This window comes from Ensifer sp. SSB1 (genome assembly GCF_016652895.1).
Classification (GTDB): Bacteria; Pseudomonadota; Alphaproteobacteria; order Rhizobiales; family Rhizobiaceae; genus Ensifer.
The window spans coordinates 1-18,152 of the sequence record NZ_JAEPRP010000153.1 but is presented as its reverse complement, the minus strand read 5'-3'; the positions used below and the strand labels follow the sequence as shown (position 1 = coordinate 18,152).

General features: G+C 62.2%; 16 protein-coding genes. 7 read left to right on the top strand and 9 right to left on the bottom strand.

Features of this window, described 5'->3' with window-relative positions:
* The 6 genes from I8N66_RS28680 to I8N66_RS28655 all read right to left on the bottom strand — a co-directional run.
* Window positions 1–1,106: KUP/HAK/KT family potassium transporter (locus tag I8N66_RS28680; RefSeq protein WP_291161244.1), on the bottom strand; the 1,106-nt coding region annotated here is incomplete at its 3' end.
* A gap of 16 nt (window positions 1,107–1,122) precedes the next feature.
* On the bottom strand, window positions 1,123–2,100 hold the full coding sequence (locus I8N66_RS28675) for a magnesium transporter CorA family protein (protein ID WP_291161241.1): 978 nt from the start codon (window positions 2,098–2,100) through the stop codon (window positions 1,123–1,125).
* A 513-nt stretch (window positions 2,101–2,613) separates the two neighbouring features.
* Entirely contained in the window at window positions 2,614–3,777 is a 1,164-nt protein-coding gene (locus I8N66_RS28670) for an Mrp/NBP35 family ATP-binding protein (protein ID WP_291161238.1), read from the bottom strand.
* 472 nt (window positions 3,778–4,249) lie between these two features.
* Window positions 4,250–5,005, bottom strand: a complete 756-nt coding sequence (locus tag I8N66_RS28665; RefSeq protein WP_365888019.1) for a LuxR family transcriptional regulator — start codon at window positions 5,003–5,005, stop codon at window positions 4,250–4,252.
* Between the two features lie 161 nt (window positions 5,006–5,166).
* Window positions 5,167–5,907: an autoinducer binding domain-containing protein gene (locus I8N66_RS28660; RefSeq protein ID WP_291161235.1), complete on the bottom strand. Its 741-nt coding sequence runs from the start codon at window positions 5,905–5,907 to the stop codon at window positions 5,167–5,169.
* Window positions 5,908–6,102: 195 nt separating this feature from the next.
* Window positions 6,103–6,918: an IclR family transcriptional regulator gene (locus tag I8N66_RS28655; protein WP_291161231.1), complete on the bottom strand. Its 816-nt coding sequence runs from the start codon at window positions 6,916–6,918 to the stop codon at window positions 6,103–6,105.
* A gap of 151 nt (window positions 6,919–7,069) precedes the next feature.
* Between I8N66_RS28655 and I8N66_RS28650 the strand changes: the two genes are divergently transcribed.
* From I8N66_RS28650 to I8N66_RS28630, 5 genes are all read left to right on the top strand, one after another.
* The gene (locus I8N66_RS28650; RefSeq protein ID WP_291161228.1) at window positions 7,070–7,840 is read left to right on the top strand and encodes an SDR family oxidoreductase; all 771 of its coding nucleotides are present in this window, start codon (window positions 7,070–7,072) and stop codon (window positions 7,838–7,840) included.
* Complete coding sequence (locus I8N66_RS28645) at window positions 7,837–8,757, top strand: 2-dehydro-3-deoxygalactonokinase (protein WP_223726588.1); 921 nt, start codon at window positions 7,837–7,839, stop codon at window positions 8,755–8,757. Before I8N66_RS28650 ends, I8N66_RS28645 begins: the two co-directional genes overlap by 4 nt.
* Window positions 8,758–8,772: 15 nt before the next feature.
* Window positions 8,773–9,408, top strand: a complete 636-nt coding sequence (locus I8N66_RS28640; protein WP_291161224.1) for a 2-dehydro-3-deoxy-6-phosphogalactonate aldolase — start codon at window positions 8,773–8,775, stop codon at window positions 9,406–9,408.
* The gene (locus I8N66_RS28635; protein WP_291161221.1) at window positions 9,408–10,292 is read left to right on the top strand and encodes an SMP-30/gluconolactonase/LRE family protein; all 885 of its coding nucleotides are present in this window, start codon (window positions 9,408–9,410) and stop codon (window positions 10,290–10,292) included. Before I8N66_RS28640 ends, I8N66_RS28635 begins: the two co-directional genes overlap by 1 nt.
* 82 nt (window positions 10,293–10,374) lie before the next feature.
* Window positions 10,375–12,099, top strand: coding sequence for an IlvD/Edd family dehydratase (locus I8N66_RS28630; protein ID WP_113538061.1), 1,725 nt, complete (start codon window positions 10,375–10,377; stop codon window positions 12,097–12,099).
* Window positions 12,100–12,162: 63 nt separating this feature from the next.
* Here I8N66_RS28630 and I8N66_RS28625 read toward each other — a convergent pair whose 3' ends face one another.
* The gene (locus tag I8N66_RS28625) at window positions 12,163–13,266 is read right to left on the bottom strand and encodes a hypothetical protein (protein WP_113538062.1); all 1,104 of its coding nucleotides are present in this window, start codon (window positions 13,264–13,266) and stop codon (window positions 12,163–12,165) included.
* Window positions 13,267–13,630: 364 nt separating this feature from the next.
* Here I8N66_RS28625 and I8N66_RS28620 point away from each other — a divergent pair, with 364 nt between their 5' ends.
* Window positions 13,631–14,248, top strand: coding sequence for a PRC-barrel domain-containing protein (locus I8N66_RS28620; protein ID WP_291161216.1), 618 nt, complete (start codon window positions 13,631–13,633; stop codon window positions 14,246–14,248).
* Between the two features lie 172 nt (window positions 14,249–14,420).
* Here I8N66_RS28620 and I8N66_RS28615 read toward each other — a convergent pair whose 3' ends face one another.
* The gene (locus I8N66_RS28615) at window positions 14,421–15,971 is read right to left on the bottom strand and encodes a trimethylamine methyltransferase family protein (protein WP_113538064.1); all 1,551 of its coding nucleotides are present in this window, start codon (window positions 15,969–15,971) and stop codon (window positions 14,421–14,423) included.
* Window positions 15,972–16,063: 92 nt separating this feature from the next.
* On the opposite strand from I8N66_RS28615, the gene I8N66_RS28610 reads away from it, so the two are divergent.
* Window positions 16,064–17,002, top strand: coding sequence for a LysR substrate-binding domain-containing protein (locus I8N66_RS28610; RefSeq protein ID WP_113538065.1), 939 nt, complete (start codon window positions 16,064–16,066; stop codon window positions 17,000–17,002).
* Window positions 17,003–17,008: 6 nt separating this feature from the next.
* Here the strand turns inward: I8N66_RS28610 and I8N66_RS28605 are convergent.
* A partial coding sequence (locus I8N66_RS28605; RefSeq protein ID WP_291161211.1) for a bifunctional diguanylate cyclase/phosphodiesterase occupies window positions 17,009–18,152 on the bottom strand: 1,144 nt, incomplete at its 5' end.

Sequence of the window (18,152 nt, the reverse complement as noted above, 5' to 3'; positions counted from 1 at the left end):
TCCGACGACCCGAAGACGAAGACGAGCGCCATGACGCCGAACATCAGAAGCGTATTGACGTTCGGCAGGTAGATCTGCCCGGTGTGGGTTTCAGACGTATGGAAGATCGCCATGCGCGGCAGGAAGCCGAGGTGGATCGCCTGTCGCGTCAGTGAGAAAGCCCCGGTTATCACCGCCTGGCTGGCAATGATGGTGGCCGCAGTCGCCAGGATGACGACCGGCAGCAGCGCCCATTTCGGGAACATCAGGAAGAATGGGTCGGACATGGCTTCCGGGTTCTTCAACACGAAGGCACCCTGGCCGAGATAGTTGAGGGTCAGCGCCGGAAAGACGATCAGAAACCAGGCCCATTGGATCGGGCGGCGCCCGAAATGCCCGAGGTCGGCGTAGAGCGCTTCAGCCCCCGTCACCGTCAGGAACACGGCGCCGAGCACGATGATGCCGACATAACCTTCGCTGAGCATGAAGCTCACGGCATACAGGGGATTGAACGCCTTGAAGATCGAGAAGTCGTCGGAGATGTGGACGAGACCGATGCCGCCCATCACCAGGAACCAGACAAGCGTGATCGGACCGAAGAAATTCGAGACCGCCGCCGTTCCCTTCGACTGCACCGCAAAGAGCATGAGCAGGATCACCACGGCGATCGGCACCACATATTCCGATAGCGCCGGCGTCACCAGCTTCAGACCTTCGACGGCCGAAAGAACGGAAAGGGCCGGAGTAATCATCGCGTCGCCGATGAAGAGCGCAGCACCTGCAATCCCCATGAAAAAGAGGATCGACGCGTGCCCGTTGGCCGACTTCATCAGAAGGGCGAGCAGCGACAGCGTACCACCCTCCCCCTGGTTGTCGGCGCGCAGCAGGAACAAAACGTACTTGATCGTGACGATGATCGTCAGCGTCCAGATCATCAGCGAGATCAGGCCGATGATTTCCGCGTCGGTCACGCCGTCATGGGAGACCGGGCGCAACGCTTCACGAAAGGCATAGAGCGGGCTGGTTCCGATATCGCCATAGACGACACCGATCGAACCGAGCCCGAGGACCAGCAGACGGCGCAGGTCCTTCGGCTCCTGGGTGGAAGGGGCATGCGATTGGGTCATGCAAACCTACTGGCGTTCAAAGCCAGCCTTTCCAGCGGAAAAAGAAAAAGGGGATGACAGCCGAAATCACCATAGCCGCAAGCGCCCAGGGATAACCGAAGTACCATTCCAGTTCGGGCATGACGCGGAAGTTCATGCCATAGACGGAGGCGATCAGGGTCGGCGGCAACAGGACGACCGACGCGATCGAGAAAATCTTGATGATGGCGTTCTGCTCGACGTTGATCAGGCCCAGCGACGCATCGAGCAGGAAGGTGATGTTGCCGGAAATGAAACTCGCATGTTCGGACAAGGACTGGATATCGCGCGAGATCGAGCGGCAGAGTTCGCGCGTTTCCTTGTCTTCCTGCACAACGGGAACGGTATAGACGAAGGTCAGCAGGCGAGACAGCGATGCAAGACTGTCCCGCGTCTTGGCGACCAGGCGGTGGTGACCGGCGACGTCGCGCAGTCGCGCTTCGAGATAGTGCGGCGGCCGGCGCTTGCCTGCCGCCTTGTCGCTGAAGACGTCAATCGACAGATCGTCAATCTTCGTGACCGCCTGCTCGAGAATTTCGGCGGTCCGGTCGGCGATCGTTTCCAGCAGCCGGGTGAGCACAACCGCACCGTCGCGGCAACCGCCCGGGAAGCGATGCATGGACGTCCTGAAAAGCGTGAAGGACCGGGGCTCGGCATAGCGAATGGTCACGAGCCGGCCGCCGGAGAGGATGAAGCCGACATCTGTCAGGCCAGGCATTTCCGTATCCGAACGGAATACCAACGACGCCGTCATGAACACGGCATTCTCTTCGACATAGAGGCGGCTCGAAGGTTCAATGTCCTTCAGATCGTCGCGGGTCGGGATGGAAATGCCGAGAAGCTTCTCCATCATCAGGTCTTCCGCCTTGGTGGGCTCGACCAGATCCAGCCAGATAACATCGCGACGCAGGTTTTCGGGCGGTTCGGCCGGCGTCAGAACGACGGCAGTCCCATCGGCGCAATAGCCGGTGATCATGCGACCGTCCTCGTCAAACGAAGCCTGCTGCGCCGTGCGTCTGCCAAGTCGCGCAAAGACCGCTGTGAAACGTGAAGCTGCTGCATAACTTTGCCCTTAAATCGATCGCGACTTAAGGAACGATGCCATGTGCCGGACAGCGAAGGCGAAAGGTCGTGCGCCACAAAATACCCACAATAGAGATCCATCGGATCGAACGTTCCGCCAGTCAGGACAAAGTCTACAACTCAGTCATCGCGGGAGGCCAAAATCTCCGGCGAGAGGGCGTCAAGTTGGGCACCTTCGCAAGTGCGGCAAGGCATATGGCGCAACGCAAACGCAAAATCAATGCCCCCTTGCAATCCAGCGCGCGGGCGGGTGCCGCCATGCCGGCTCCACCCTACCGCATGTTTGCTTAAAGCAAAATCGAATCAAGGGCAAAACGATTCGGTGCCCCCGCATCGCGTCATGCCTGACGCGCAAATTCGCCGTAGCACCTTGAGCCCGCTCGGAAAGAATTAGCCCCGGAGACGATCATTCGAAGACGATAGTCGGCGCGGCGCGGCTCTTGTCCTGCTGCGTGGCCGATACCTGTTCCCAGACCTTTGTCGCGATATCGCGATAGACACGTGCGACCTCGCCGGTCGGGTCGGATGCAACCAGCGGCGTGCCGGCGTCCGACGTCTCGCGAATACCCATGGTCAGCGGCACTTCGCCGAGGAACGGAACACCGATGCGCTCGGCCTCCTTGCGGGCACCGCCGTGGCCAAAGATATCGTAGCGTTTGCCGGTGTCGGGCGCGACGAAGTAGCTCATGTTCTCGACGATGCCGAGAACCGGGACCTCCACCTTGCGGAACATGGCAAGGCCCTTGCGAGCATCGATCAGCGCCAGATCCTGCGGCGTCGAGACGATGACGGCACCGGCAAGCGGCACCTGCTGTGCCATGGTGAGTTGGGCGTCACCGGTACCGGGCGGCATGTCGACCACCAGAACGTCGAGATCGCCCCAGGCGACTTCGCGCAGCATCTGCAGCAAGGCGGACTGGATCATCGGTCCGCGCCAGATCATCGCCACTTCTTCATCGACGAGGAAGCCCATGGACATGACCTTGAGGCCGTAATTTTCCATCGGGCGGATGAGGCGCCCTTCGATCTGTTGCGGCCGTCCGGAAATCTTCAGAAGGCGCGGCATGGAGGGGCCGTAAATATCGGCATCGAGCAGGCCGACCTTCAGGCCGTTGGCCTTCAGCGCCAGAGCCAGATTGACCGAGGTCGTCGACTTGCCGACGCCGCCCTTGCCGGAGGCGACGGCGATGATGGCACCGACACCCGGAATCCCGGCCTTGGTGGGCGGTCCACCGGCGGGACGCGGTGCATGGGAATGGCCGGCATGCGGCGCAGCCGACGGCTGCGGACGCTGCACCGGGGCGCCTGCAGGCGCCGCCTTGCGGTCAGCGGTCAGCGCAACCATGGCGGCCGTGATGCCAGGGATATCCCGCACCACGCGCTCGGCTGCGGCCCGCATCGGTTCCAGCTCCTTGGCGCGGTCCGCCGGCACCGTAATCGAGAAATACGCCTTGCCATCGGAGATGAAGACGTCAGACACGAGCCCGAGATCGACGATGTTGCCTTCCATGCCCGGGCCACGCACCGTACGCAGCTTCTCAAGGACCACTTCTTTCGTGACTTCCGGCATCGCGCCCTCTCATTCTTTTGTTATCCCTTAGATAGTCGAGGCGGGGCGCTTCGCCAATGCGACATATCGGAAAAAGGAAGGGCCACCACCCGCTTCGGTGTCCGTACATCCGGGATCACCGTGAAGCGGGCAGTGGCCCTCTTGGTCGCGACCTTCGTGGGCGCTGTCCTTATTTTAGTCCCCTCTGGACATGCCATTTGAAATGCAGGATGCGTGCCAGATTCAATCCCTGGAAAAATATTACTTAATTTCAAATAGATAGGACATTTCCGGGTGCAGGATTGCGCGAGGGCATCTGCCCAGTTTCTGAGCAGCCGTCTGCAAATCGTCCAATCATGGAGCAAATCGGCGGCGGCAGCGGCAATTTCGGTGCGGAGGGAGCGCGGGCGCGACTAGCTCCGCAGGCTTCGCAGTCGCAGCGCAGACAAGAGCGCGTGCAGAAAAGAGGTACGGCACATCGAGGCCGCGAGGGCTAACTGATGTAGCCCTTCTTCATTGCCTTTACGACCGCCTGCGTGCGGTTCACGGCGTCGAGCTTCTTGGTCACGTGGTTGAGGTAGTGGTTGACCGTGTGTTCGGAGAGCCCGAGGATGCCGGCAATTTCGGCACTGGTCTTTCCGGCCGCCGTCCAGCTCAGGCACTGGATCTCGCGCTCCGAAAGCGTTGCGCCACTGCTCTTCCATACCGAACCGATTTCGGCGAGCCGATTGTAGACATGGATCGCGATCATCTGCAGTTCCATGGTCACCGTCATCGGCAATTCGACCAGCGGGCCCATGAGGATGACCGCGCCGCGGCCGCCCTCGGCATCATGAACGGGGAAATAGCTCGCCTGGAAGATACCGTTTTCGCGCAGCATCGCGATGTATTCTGCGGCCGTGTCCGGTTTGCCGCCCTCATCTTCCCAGGCTTCGAGCGTCACCTGGAATGGTGTCGTCGTCTCGCGCAGGCGGCGCACGCCGGTACTGAAGCGCAGCATCGACAGGCTGTCATACTTGTTCAGCAGTTCGGCCGGCATGTTGGAGATGACGGTGCTCGCGGCCAGGCGCTCCACGTCGATCGAAGGGATCGAGCAGATCAGAAAGGTCTTGAAACCGAAGACCTGCGTCATCCGCCGCATATAGCGGATGATATCGAACTGGGTCTCAAGCTTTGCGATCTCGGACGCGAAATCGCCGCCCCGGGGCAGATCTGCGTCAGTCATCCCGGCCGTCATCGTATCCTGCATTCGCGCGTTCCATGGCATTCATCAAGTATCAAATAGACCGAGCGGCCTGCCAATGCCAACAGATGATCGAGATTCCCGGCCCACTCGGCCCAAAAGTCTGTGTATTTCCTTCGCGAAGCACAGGCAGGGCTGCCCTCTTCAGGCGCGGCCGGCACCGGTCATCAATTGATGAGGCCGGCGCGCACGGCCTTGGCGACCGTCTGGACCCGGTTGACAGAGTCCAGCTTCCGTGTAGCGCGGTTGAGGTAGTGGTTGACCGTATACTCGGACAACGTGAGGATTTTCGCCATCTCGCTGGTGGTCTTGCCGGCAGCCGCCCAACGCAGGCACTCCACTTCGCGGCGCGAAAGGCTGCCCGCCCCACGCCGATCACGTTCGCGGACTTCCATGTACTTGCTGTAAAGCAGCCCGGCCCACAGATTGAGTTCCTGCAGTTCGTCGTTGGAGACGACCGGGCGATCGCCGCCGAAGGCGATGGCTGCACGGTGGCCGCTTGCGTCATGCACCGGCAGATACAGGCCGCGTGGCATGTTTGCCTGCTCGAAGACACAAATGGCCGCATCGCCCTTGCCGTCCGCCCGGCGACGCGCCAGCTGATGCGCATCATAGGTGAAGGGAATGGTGCTGCGGCGCAGGCGCTGGATCACTGGACTGCCATTGATCAGGCCGGCGCTGTCATACCCCTGCAGGAACGCGGTCGGGTAATTGGTCACGAGCGCGTTGGCCGACAGGCTATTGCAACCCGTGTCCGGAACAGCAAGCACCAGAAAGCCGCGGAAACCGTAAGCATCCGCCACCTGGGCGATTACTCGTCGAAAGTCTTCCTCACAACAGATCGGCGCCCTGATGCTCCGCCCATCAGGAAGCGTCAACGACGACAAATTCGCACTGAAATCGATCATCTTCCGCCCTTCTCCACATCCGGCACCGCAGAAGGGCCGGCCGCTGACGCCGCATGAAGATTACGCCAAAAATTCTGCAAATACCAAAACCAAACCAGACTAAGACCATCCACGAACCTGAGTCTGATATATTAAAAACTATCGAGCTTGACGCTTCACGTCCAGTAGATTTTTCTTATTTTCCGTAAAGTGAATTCAAGGTCCACCGCGCCCGGGGCCGAGCCGGATCGCGGCCTCCTCGGCGATCGCCCGAGCCGCCTCACGCACAGGCGCTGCCCAGGCCACCAATTGCTCCATGCTGACCCTGTAGGCCGGCCCCGTCACCGAGATTCCGGCCGCAATCTCGCTACCGGGGATAGCAATGGGTGCAGCCACGCAACGGATCTCCGCTTCGTGCTCTTCGCGATCGAAGGCATGGCCGTCGCGCCTGATCTCTTCGACTTCCGCGCGCAGGGTGGTCGCCGAACGATGCGTGTGCCGGGTGAATGGGTGAAACTCGGTTCTGGCCAGCACATGCTCCAGCTCCGGCGGCGCAAGCAGCGACAACGCTGCCTTGCCGATGCCGGTGCAATAGGCCGGCGACGCCTTGCCGATCTGCGAGCTCATGCGCACCGTCTGGCGGCTCTCGACCTTGTCGACATAGACGATCTCCGTTTCGCGCAGGATACCGAGATGCACGGTCTCACCGGTCAATTCGTGCAGACGCTGCAGGTGCGGTTCAGCAACGTCACGAAAGCGATTGGCAGACCAGGAGCGATAGGCAAGCGTCAGCAGCCGAAGGCCGGGCTCGTAGGAAAGATCGCGACGTTGGATCAACAAGCCCTCTTCGACAAGGTGGCTAAGCAGGCGATGCAACGTGCCCCGCGGTTGACCGGACCGGGCAAGAATATCTGTAAAGCGCTGCGGTCCATCTGCGGTGACCACGGCTTCCAACACGGCGATTGCCTTGCCGAGCGTGCCCGTGCCGGCCTCGCCGCGCCCCTCGTCCGTCGCTATCATCTCGCTCGTCATCGCCGTTCGCTTGTCTTCAAGTGGCTTTCGCCGTCGCGCCTGATCTTGACAAGATAGCCGCTTCGACCCGATAATTCCACATATTAAAATCAAGTTCCAAATAATGGAACAGGCTACATCCTGAAACGGCTTTCACGAGGGAATGCGGGACATGCCGGCGCCCAAGGTACAATTTCACGATCTCACCGGCCGCGGCGTGCTGATTACAGGCGGCGGCTCGGGGATCGGCGCCGCCCTGGTCGAAGGCTTCGTGCGCCAGGGCGCGCGGGTCGCCTTCGTCGATATCGACGAGCGGGCGGGCGCCGATCTCTGCGAGCGGCTTGACGATCAAACCGGCTACAAGCCGCATTTCATTCCCGGCGACCTGCGCGACATCGATGTGGTGCGGAACGCTGCGGAAACGGCGGCCGCAGCGCTCGGTGCGATCCATGTGCTTGTCAACAATGCGGCGCGCGACGATCGCCAGGCATTGGAGGTCGTGAGCGAAGAAACCTGGGACGAGAGCCAGGCAGTCAATCTCAGACACCTGTTCTTCATGAGCCAGGCGGTCGCGCCGCACATGCGGCAAGCGGGCGGCGGCTCGATTATCAATTTCTCCTCGATCGCCTTCCTGCTGAACATGGGCGAGATCCCGGCCTATGCCACGGCGAAGGCCGGTATCGTCGGCCTGACCAAGTCGCTCGCCGGCAGGCTCGGTCCCGACAATATCCGCGTCAACGCGATCCTGCCCGGCATGATCGTCACCGAACGGCAGAAACGGCTCTGGCTCAGCGACGATGCAATCGCCAAGATGCAGGAAAGGCAGTGCCTGAAACGCAGCCTGACTGCCGACGATCTCGTCGGGCCCTGCCTTTACCTCGCGTCGGACTGCTCCGCAGGCATGACCGCGCAAACAATGATCATCGATGGAGGCGCACTTTGATGACGGCAGCCTATTATGCCGCAGTGGACTGGGGAACGACGAGCTTTCGGCTGTGGATCATCGGCGAGGACGGCTCCGTGCTTGCCGAACGCCGCAGCGGCGAAGGCATGACGACCGCCAGCAAAACCGGTTTTCATACGATCCTGGAAAAGCACCTCGACGCCGTCGACGCGCCCAGCCATCTGCCGGCGATCATCTGTGGCATGGCCGGCGCCAAGCAAGGCTGGGTCGAGGCCGGTTATCTCGATACCCCGGCGGCACTCGCGGCCATCGCCTCTCATGCCGTGGCCGTCCCGGACCTCGACCGTGACATTCGCATCCTGCCGGGTCTCGCACAGCGCGACCGGCGGCACCCGGACGTGATGCGCGGCGAAGAAACGCAACTGCTCGGCGCCGCCGGGGAACTTGGCCGCGGCCGGCACCTCGTCTGCATGCCGGGAACGCACAGCAAGTGGGTTCGCCTCGAAGACGGTGCCGTCAGTGGCTTCTCCACCTTCATGACCGGCGAACTGTTCGACGTGATCTCGAAGCATTCGATCCTCAGCCACTCGATCGCCGACGCACATGCGTTTTCCGGCGAACATCCCGCCTTTGCGGCGGCAGTGGCCGAGGCACGCACCAATCCCGCCTTGGGGACCAGCCTGCTCTTCGGCGCGCGCGCCGGGCAATTGCTGCACGGCGCCAGTGCGACCGACGCCAAGGCGTTGCTCTCGGGCACCTTGATCGGCCTTGAGATCGCCGGCGCGCTGGCTTCGGCCAAGACGATCGACAGCATCTGCCTCGTCGCCTCCGGTTCCCTCGGCACGCTTTATCAAGCCGCGCTCGCAAGCCTCGATTGCCCGCTTCAGGTCGTCGATGCCGACACGGCGGTCCGCGCCGGCCTCTCGACCGCCGCCCAGGCGATCTGGCCCCTCTGAACGAAAGACAAGCACATGACCCGCATTCCCTTTCCGTCGATGAAATATCCGCTGATCGCGATCCTGCGTGGCCTCAAGCCCGAGGAGGCCGAAGGCGTCGTCGGCGCGCTGATCGAAACTGGTTTCACCGCGATCGAGATCCCGCTGAACTCTCCCGATCCGTTCCGCTCGATCGAGACCGCCGTGAAGATAGCGCCCGAGGGCTGCCTGATCGGCGCCGGCACGGTGCTGACGACGGCGCAGGTGGAGCAGCTGGCCGATGTCGGCGGTCGCTTGATGGTGAGCCCGAATGTCGAACCGGCGGTCATCTCGCTCGCAGCACAGAAGGGCATGGTCACCATGCCGGGCGTGCTCACGCCGACCGAGGCGCTTTCGGCCGCGGCAGCCGGCGCCACCGGCCTCAAGTTCTTCCCGGCAAGCGTGCTCGGACCATCGGGCATCACCGCGATCCGCGCGATCCTGCCGCCAGAGCTTGAGATCGCTGCCGTCGGCGGTGTTTCGGACGCGAACTTCGGCGACTACGCCCAGGCCGGCATCCGCAGCTTCGGTCTCGGCTCGAGCCTCTACAAGCCCGGCATGCGCGCCGCCGAAGTCCGCGAACGCGCCGTCGCAACCATCAAGGCCTATGACGCCGTCTACGGAGCACGCTGATGAGCGATACCACTCCTTTTTCCGGCAGCATCCTTTGCGAAGCGACGTCGATCCTCGGCGAAGGCCCGACCTACGACCCGGCCACCGGCACTGCCTGGTGGTTCAATATCAAGGGCCAGGAACTGCACGAACTGCATCTTGAGACCGGCCGCAAGACCGTGCACGCCCTGCCCTTCCTCGGCAGCGTGCTCGCCGTCATCGATCCGGCCCGGCAACTGATCGCTTCCGACCAGGGCCTCTTTGTCAGGGATACGAAGACGGGTGCCTTCAGCCTGCTCACCGCGCTCGAGGACAAGCCCGTCAATCGTTCGAACGACGGCCGTGTCCATGCCTCCGGTTCGCTGTGGATCGGCACCATGGGCCGCAGCGCCGAAAAGGGCTCCGGCGCAATCTACCACGTCGCCGGCACCAAGGTGACGAAGCTCTATGACAGCGTCACCATTCCGAACAGCATCTGCTTCTCGCCGGATGGAACCATCGCCTATTTCGTCGATACCGACATCAACCACCTGATGCGCGTCGAAATCGATGCCGAGACGGGCCTGCCGACGGGCGAACCCACTCTGCTCGTCGACGGCAGCGGCGAAGCCGGCGGCATCGACGGCTCGGTGTGCGATGCCGACGGCCTAATCTGGAACGCCCGCTGGGGCAGCGGTACGGTCGATGTCTACCGGCCTGACGGTGCGCGCATCGCGCGTTACGGAGTGCCGACGGGCCAGCCGAGCTGCACCGCCTTCATCGGACCGAAGGCCGACCGCATGCTGGTGACATCGGCCTGGCAGGACATGGACGAAGCAACGCGTGCGGCCGATCCGCATGCCGGCAAGACCTTCGATCTCGGGATCAGCGTCAAGGGCCGGTTTGAACCGTCTTTCCGTCTCTGAGCGGAAACGGCTTGGCGAAGCGTCAATAAAAAGTCATACAATTCAGCCACGCGTTTCATCGCATGGTGAGGAGGAAGCTCGCATGAGCGACAAGAAGAAAGAACTGCGCAGCCGTCACTGGTACGGCGGCACCGACAAGGATGGGTTTATCCATCGCTCCTGGATGAAGAACCAGGGATTTCCAGACCACGTTTTCGACGGTCGCCCGATCATCGGTATCTGCAACACCTGGTCCGAACTGACGCCCTGCAACAGCCACCTTCGCATTCTGGCAGAGGGAGTGAAGCGTGGCGTCTGGGAGGCCGGCGGCTTTCCGGTCGAGTTCCCGGTGTCCTCGCTCGGTGAGACGCAGATGCGTCCGACCGCGATGCTGTTCCGCAATCTGCTCGCCATGGACGTCGAAGAGGCGATCCGCGCCTATGGCATCGACGGCGTGGTGCTGCTCGGTGGCTGCGACAAGACCACACCCGGCCAGTTGATGGGCGCTGCTTCCGTCGACCTGCCGACGATCGTCGTCTCCTCCGGCCCGATGCTGAATGGCAAGTGGAAGGGCAAGGACATCGGCTCCGGCACGGATGTCTGGAAGTTCTCCGAAGCCGTACGCGCCGGCGATATGAGCATGCAGGAATTCATGGCGGCCGAAAGCGGCATGTCGCGCTCGCCGGGCGTCTGCATGACCATGGGCACCGCCACCACCATGGCGTCGATCGTCGAGGCCATGGGCCTGTCGCTGCCGACCAATGCGGCCCTGCCCGCCGTCGACGCACGCCGCATGGCGCTGTCGCACATGACCGGCAAGCGCATCGTCGAGATGGTGCATGAAGACCTGCGCCTGTCGAAGGTGCTGACCAAGAAGAATTTCGAGAACGGCATCATTGCCAACGCCGCCGTCGGCGGCTCGACCAATGCCGTCGTTCACATGCTGGCGATCGCCGGCCGCGCCGGTGTCGATCTCTGTCTCGAGGATTTCGACCGCGTCGGCGGCCAGGTGCCGTGCATCGTCAACTGCATGCCGTCCGGCAAGTATCTGATCGAAGATCTCGCCTATGCCGGCGGCCTGCCGGCGGTGATGAACCGCATCCAGCACCTGCTGCATGCCGACGCGCCGACGGTCTTCGGCGTGCCGATCAGCAAATACTGGGAAGATGCCGAGGTCTATAACGACGACGTCATCCGCCCGCTCGACAATCCTCTGCGGGCCGCCGCCGGCATTCGCGTGCTCAAGGGCAACCTTGCCCCGAACGGTGCCGTCATCAAGCCGTCGGCCGCAAGCGAGCATCTTCTGGTTCACGAAGGCCCGGCCTATGTCTTCGAGACGATCGAGGAACTGAAGGCGAAAATCGACGATCCCGACCTGCCGGTGACGGAGGACACCATTCTGGTTCTCAAGGGCTGCGGACCGAAGGGCTATCCGGGCATGGCCGAGGTCGGCAACATGCCAATCCCACGGCGCCTCGTCGAGAAGGGCGTGCGCGATATGGTGCGCGTTTCCGACGCCCGCATGTCCGGCACCGCCTTCGGCACCGTGGTCCTGCATGTCAGCCCGGAATCGAATGCCGGCGGGCCGCTCGCCATCGTCAAGACCGGCGACCGCATCCGCCTCGACGCGATGAAGGGCGAGCTCAACCTGATGATCAGCGAGGAAGAGTTTGCGACGCGCATGGCCGCCTGGCAGGCGCCGCCGCAGAAATGGACCCGCGGCTATTACAAGCTTTACCAGGACACGGTGCTGCAAGCCGACAAGGGTGCGGACCTGGATTTCCTCGTCGGCGGCAGCGGCAGCGAGGTCCTGCGCGAAAGCCACTGACGACCATTCGTCACAGCGGCAAGTCGAACTGTTCAGATACCCCGCCACTCCGGCGGGGTATTTTTATCCGCCAAGCGGATACGAGTTGAAGCGGCGTGCGGCAGCAGATGCGGTGACGGGCGAACGCAGACGCGACCAGGCCTGAAAGCCGTAGATCGCAAGCCCCAGGGCAATGAAGAACTCCTTGTATTCGGTCGGATCCCAGAGCCGCACGAGCAGCGAAGCCTGCAGGATGAACAGTTCCTGGATAGCGACGATCAGAACGGCGCCGACCGTCAGCACGATGAACTCGCGCCACTGTCCTGCCCTCAATGCGATGTCTGCAATTACCAGCAGCATGATGACGGTCATCATCACCATCATCTGCGTCGGCAGCATGCTCCAGTTGTCGCTGTTGAACGCGGCCATGGGCGCGCTTGCCACCAGCACCAGAACGCTCGGGGCGAAGGCATCGAGGCGGCCAAGGCTTACGCCCTTGCGAAGATAGAGCCAAATGAAGGGGGCAAGCGTCAGAAGCATAAAGCTGCCGGTATAATAAAGTAGTTCCGAGAAGCCTGTTGCGATGTTGTGCAGGTTCAATTCCTGCTGCTTGTTGACGGCCAACAGCCCTTCGGGCGTGACGATGCCGAAGACGCGCTGCATCCAGGATATCTCCTCCATGCCAATCACGAAGAAGCCGGCGCTAAGAACCGCCGCAGCGCCGGCGGCGACCCATGCGAGGCGCTCTGCCCCGGCAAGGGCTGCACGAAACTGCCCGATGGCTGCCATCGCAAGGAACCCGCAGGCGGCAAAGATCAGGAGGGCAGACGACCACTCGACCAGGCCGTCCTCACGCGCCAGGACACTGAAGACGGTCGGGTCGAAAACGAAGACCAAGGCCACGAACGTCGCAAACACCCATGTCGCCACGCAGATCCACAGCTCGCGACGAGAGGCAAGCCGAAGCACCGGCCCTCCAAGCCTGGAGACATCGCGGGTGAAACCCTGAACTGCGGCGAGCGACAGGCTGAGGGCGACCCAGCCATGCCAGAGATTATAGGGTTGGACCTGAGGCACACGTTCGGAGAAGTAGCGCGCGCCGAAAAGGTTGCGCTCGATCGAAACGAGAGCGGCCATGGCCAGCACTGACAGAAGGGAAACGGAGAGAAAGCGTCGCGGCAGAAACATGGCGGGTGTCGTCCAGGATGACAGGACGACGCAGCTCCGCTGCTCTATATCCTGTGTCACTTCAAGTATCTGCAAGAACAATCAAGAATCCGTCAACGAATAGAAGCTAATTATAAATCTCTAAAATACATGGACGCAGAATATAGAAATAATTCCCCTGAAAAATGGCAGGTAACCTCTCGCGCAATTCCAAAGAACATGGGGGAAGAACGCAAGCGCAGCCTTATCCATTGAGATTTTGACTGCTTTTTTCCGGAACTGTTTCGGCGCTTGGGCGTTGACGTCATATCACCGGTGCGGTGGATCTGGCGACGGCAGCCAGGCCCGTACCTTGATCGGAAACGTCAAGGAAAGGCAGTTTGACATGACTAAGAAATTCGTAACAACCGTCGCGGCTGGCGCGCTTTTCGCGGGTCTTGCTGTCGCCCCGGTCGCTTATTCGCAGGATACGACGCAGCCGCAGCCCGATCAGACGCAGACCATGCAGCCGGCACAGCCGGCCCCGGGCACCGCAGCTCCGACGAACGAGGCTCAGACCACGACGCCACCGGCGGCTGGCGAAGCCACTACTGATGTCGCCCAGTCGGACGCCACCTATCTGACCGAGCAGACAAGCGATCAGATCGCTGCCAGCACCTATATCGGCCAGACCGTTTACAATGCCGGTGACGAAAGCATTGGCGAGATCAACGACCTGATCATGAAGAAGGATGGCGGCGTTGAAGCGGCCGTGATCGGTGTCGGTGGTTTCCTGGGCCTCGGCGAAAAGGACGTCGCAGTTCCGTTCGATCGCATTGCGATCGCCGAACAGCCCAACACGGACAAGCTGAAGCTGACGACGACGGAAACCGCCGACACGCTGAAGGCGGCTCCGGAATTCAAGACCAAGTCGCAGAAGATTGCCGAGCAGAACGCCAACCAGCCGGTTGACACCTCGACGACCTCCTCGACCAGCACGGCACCGGCTCAGCCGCAGCAGTAGTCAGTATCAGGCTGTTTCAGTGCGCCTAAGGAGGGCGGCGGTATCCAGCGCCGCTCTTTCCCTGTTCAAAAAGGTCCCTGTTCAAAAGAGATTGCTCGGGCGAACACTCCACAACGAAGGGCACCATAGATGCCGGCATGGGTGTTGCGAGCGGCCCAGCATACCGGTTTCGTCAGTACCAGGCATCCGCCATGCTCTCCTTGCGGCGCGTGACATAATCGATCAGCGCCTCGTCGAGCGCCACATCCAGCGGCGGCGCCTCGTATTCGGCAAGCGTCTTCTTCCAGGCACGGTTGGCGCGCGTTGCCATATCCGTCTCACCCTCTTCGACCCACTTTTCGAACGGTTCGTTGTCGGAGAGCGCCGAATCCCAGAAGGCTGCCTGGTAGTTGCGCATGGTGTGATCGCAGCCGAGGAAGTGGCTGCCGGGACCTACCTGCAGGAAGGCGTCCATTGCCAGCGTGTTGTCGTCGACGACGACGCCGGCGAGATAGGAATGCAGCGCGCCGCAGAAGTCCGTGTCCATGACGAACTTCTCGTAGGACATGGCCAGCAGTCCATCGACGAAGCCGGCCGAGTGCAGGATGAAGTTGGCGCCGCAATGCACCGCCGAAAGCATCGACATGGCGCCTTCCTGCATCGCCTGCGCATCCGGCAGCTTCGAATTGGAGAAATTGCCGGCACAGCGCAGCGGCAGGCCGAGCCGGCGCGCAAGCTGGCCGACGACCATGCTGCCGATAGCAGGTTCCGGTGTGCCGAAGGTCGGTGATCCCGAGCGCAGCGACATGGACGACAGGAAATTACCGAAGATCACCGGCGCGCCTTTGCGTTCAAGCTGGGTCAGTGCACAGCCGGCAAGCGTCTCGGCGTAGGACTGGGCGATGGCGCCGGCATTGGTGACCGGCCCCATGGCGCCGCCCAGAATGAAGGGCACGATGACCGCCGCCTGGTTTGCCCGCGCATAGGCGCGCAACGACTTCGTCATCGTTCCGTCCCAGACCAGCGGCGAGTTGACGTTGACGTTGCCGAGGATGACGCAGTTGCTGTCGACGAAATCGCGGCCGAAAAGAATGCGCGCCATCTCGATCGAATCTTCGGCGCGATCTTCCGCCGTGATCGAGCCCATGAAGGCACGGTCGGAATATTTGATATGGCTGTAAACCATGTCGAGATGGCGCTTGTTGACCGGCACGTCGACCGGCTCGCAGATCGTTCCGCCGGAATGGTGCAGCCACTGGCTCGACTGCGCCAGCTTGATCAGGTTGCGGAAGTCCTCGATCGTCCCGTAGCGCCGGCCCTTGTCGAGATCCATGACGAAGGGGGATCCATAAGCCGGCGAGAAGACGACGTTTTTGCCGCCGATCTCGACGTTGCGGGCGGGATTGCGGGCGTGCTGGGTGAACTGCTTTGGCGCCGAGCCGACGATTTCCTTGAGCATGCCGGGCTCGAAGGTCACGCGCACGCCGTCGATACTGGCACCGGCCCGCTTCCAATGGGCAAGCGCCTCAGGATCGTCGCGGAACTCGATGCCGACCTCCGCAAGAATACGATCGGCGACCGCCTCGATCCGCAGCAGGCTTTCTTCGCCGAGAATGTCGTAGGTCGGGATGTTTCTGATGATGTAGGGAACGCCGAGGCTCCGGCCTGCGCCTTCGCGCCGTTGCGACCTTGACCCCCGCGTCCGTCTCGGTGCCGCCTCGCCTGCTGCCAGTGCCGTATCCATTCACGCATCCTCCCATCACCTGAGATGATGCTATTGGCGAAAAATTCCGTTGTAACGCTGGAAAAATTCGAGCCATGCGATAAGCATGACTTATGGAAAACCTACGCCGCCTGCTTCCCTCCGCCGCAAGCCTCATCGTTTTCGAGGCGGCCGGCCGCCATCAGAATTTCACGCGCGCTGCAAACGAGCTCGGCATGACCCAGGCTGCAGTCTCCTACGCCATCCGCGGCCTGGAAGAACAGTTGGGCGTGCCGCTCTTCCACCGCGTGCATCGGGCGGTCGAACTGACGGAGGCGGGCGAGAAATTTCATGCGGATGTGTCCGTCGGCCTGTCGCGGATCCAGAAATCGGCCGAGGATATCCGCGCCAAGGGCCGCGAAACCAACGTGACGCTTGCGGCCTCGACCGCCTTTGCTTCGATGTGGATGCTGCCACGGCTCAACCGCATGCGCGAGGACCTGCCGGAGATCGATCTGCGCATCCAGACGGCCGTGCGCGATCTCGATCTCGAGGAGGAGCCGATTCCGCTCGGCATTCGCGGCGGCGACCCCAGCCACTGGCCACGCTATCACGCTGCCCTGCTTGCCGAGGAGGTGGTCAATGCCGTCGCGACGCCCGCCTATATCGAGGAGCACGGACTGCCGAAGACCGCGGCCGATCTGCAGCGCCACAATCTCATCCACCTCGAGGAGCCGGTGCGACGCGCCTGCGACTGGACCGAGTGGTTTGCGAGCGCCGGCCTCACCTATCCGAAGCAGGCCCGCCGCCTGACCATCAACGATTACGTCCTGGTGATCCAGGCGGTGCTTGCGGGCGAAGGCGTGGCGCTCGGCTGGGAACACCTGATCAACCCGCAGATCCGCTCCGGCGCCCTGATGCCGGTCGCCGGGCACGTGCTCAAGACCGGCCTTGCCTTCTATGTCGTCTGGCCACGGTCGCGCGAGCTCAACGCCCAGGCCAAAAGGGTTCGCGACTGGCTGCTGGAAGAAGGGCGGCGGGACCGCGTGGCGCTGTCGGCGTCCGGTGAATAGACCGGCTCAGGCCTGGGCCGAGACGTCGCGATAGCGATCGGAAAGATAGCGCATCGTCGCCACGGCATCAGCCGGCTTTCCGTAGAAATAGCCTTGCCCGAGGCCGCAGCCGAGGGCCTTCAGCTTCAAGGCCTCGGAGAAATCCTCGATGCCTTCGGCGACGACCTCCAGTTCGAGACCCTCGCACATCGAGACGATCGCCTTGATGATGTGCTCGGAAGCACGGTCGGCCGAAATGCGCGATACGAAGGCGCGATCGATCTTGACCTTGTCGAAGGAGAAATCGCGCAGCCGCCCCAGGCTCGACTGCCCGGTGCCGAAGTCGTCGAGTGAAACGCGGACACCTGCGGCGCGCAGTTCCGAAACGATCTTCTGGGCGATGTCGGCATCGGCCATGACAGCCGTCTCGGTGATCTCCAGTTCCAACCGGCGCGGATCGAGACCGATCTGATGGATGATCGACAGCAGTCGGTGGCTGGTCGCCGGATCCATGAGCTGCGCCGAGGAGAGATTGAAGGAGAGGAAAAGTTCCTTCGGCCAGGAGAGTGCCGCATGCGCCGCCTTGCGCAACAGCACTTCCGCCAGAGATTCGATGAAACCGCGCTCCTCGGCCAGCGGCACGAAGACGGCCGGCGAGACATAACCGAGATCGGCATCGCACCAGCGCGCCAGGGCTTCGAAACCGACGACGGCATCGTTGCGCAGATCGACGATCGGTTGGAAATGCACATCGACTTCGTTGGCGATGATGGCATTGCGCAGCGCCTGCTCGAGCTGCGTCGCGCGCTTCATCTCCTGGGCAATTTCCTGCGAATAGACGGTGATCTGGCCGCGGCCGCGACGCTTCGAGCGATAAAGCGCCGTATCGGCGCTCTTCAGCAGATCTTCAAACACTTCCCCGGCAAAGGGATAGACGGCGAAACCGAAGGACGCGGACAGACGCACATGCCGGTCGCCGAGGTCGAAGGGCGCCGACAGCACCTCCTTCAGCATCTGCCCGACCTTCTCCGCCCCCTTGCGCTCGAAGACGAGTGGCAGGACGAAGGCGAACTCGTCGCTATCCGAACGGGTGATCGTCGCCCCCTCGGGCGCACAGGCTTTCAGCCGATAGGCCACCTGGCAGAGGATCTCGTCGCCGGCCGCCGGCCCG

Excerpts from the sequence above, each read along its gene's own strand:
- I8N66_RS28610 (WP_113538065.1), top strand. The coding sequence starts at position 16,064 with ATGGAAAACCTACGCCGCCTGCTTCCCTCCGCCGCAAGCCTCATCGTT.
- I8N66_RS28670 (WP_291161238.1), bottom strand. The coding sequence starts at position 3,777 with ATGCCGGAAGTCACGAAAGAAGTGGTCCTTGAGAAGCTGCGTACGGTG.
- I8N66_RS28620 (WP_291161216.1), top strand. The coding sequence starts at position 13,631 with ATGACTAAGAAATTCGTAACAACCGTCGCGGCTGGCGCGCTTTTCGCG.
- I8N66_RS28660 (WP_291161235.1), bottom strand. The coding sequence starts at position 5,907 with ATGATCGATTTCAGTGCGAATTTGTCGTCGTTGACGCTTCCTGATGGG.
- I8N66_RS28635 (WP_291161221.1), top strand. The coding sequence starts at position 9,408 with ATGAGCGATACCACTCCTTTTTCCGGCAGCATCCTTTGCGAAGCGACG.
- I8N66_RS28630 (WP_113538061.1), top strand. The coding sequence starts at position 10,375 with ATGAGCGACAAGAAGAAAGAACTGCGCAGCCGTCACTGGTACGGCGGC.
- I8N66_RS28625 (WP_113538062.1), bottom strand. The coding sequence starts at position 13,266 with ATGTTTCTGCCGCGACGCTTTCTCTCCGTTTCCCTTCTGTCAGTGCTG.
- I8N66_RS28615 (WP_113538064.1), bottom strand. The coding sequence starts at position 15,971 with ATGGATACGGCACTGGCAGCAGGCGAGGCGGCACCGAGACGGACGCGG.
- I8N66_RS28640 (WP_291161224.1), top strand. The coding sequence starts at position 8,773 with ATGACCCGCATTCCCTTTCCGTCGATGAAATATCCGCTGATCGCGATC.
- I8N66_RS28665 (WP_365888019.1), bottom strand. The coding sequence starts at position 5,005 with ATGCAGGATACGATGACGGCCGGGATGACTGACGCAGATCTGCCCCGG.
- I8N66_RS28655 (WP_291161231.1), bottom strand. The coding sequence starts at position 6,918 with ATGACGAGCGAGATGATAGCGACGGACGAGGGGCGCGGCGAGGCCGGC.
- I8N66_RS28675 (WP_291161241.1), bottom strand. The coding sequence starts at position 2,100 with ATGATCACCGGCTATTGCGCCGATGGGACTGCCGTCGTTCTGACGCCG.
- I8N66_RS28650 (WP_291161228.1), top strand. The coding sequence starts at position 7,070 with ATGCCGGCGCCCAAGGTACAATTTCACGATCTCACCGGCCGCGGCGTG.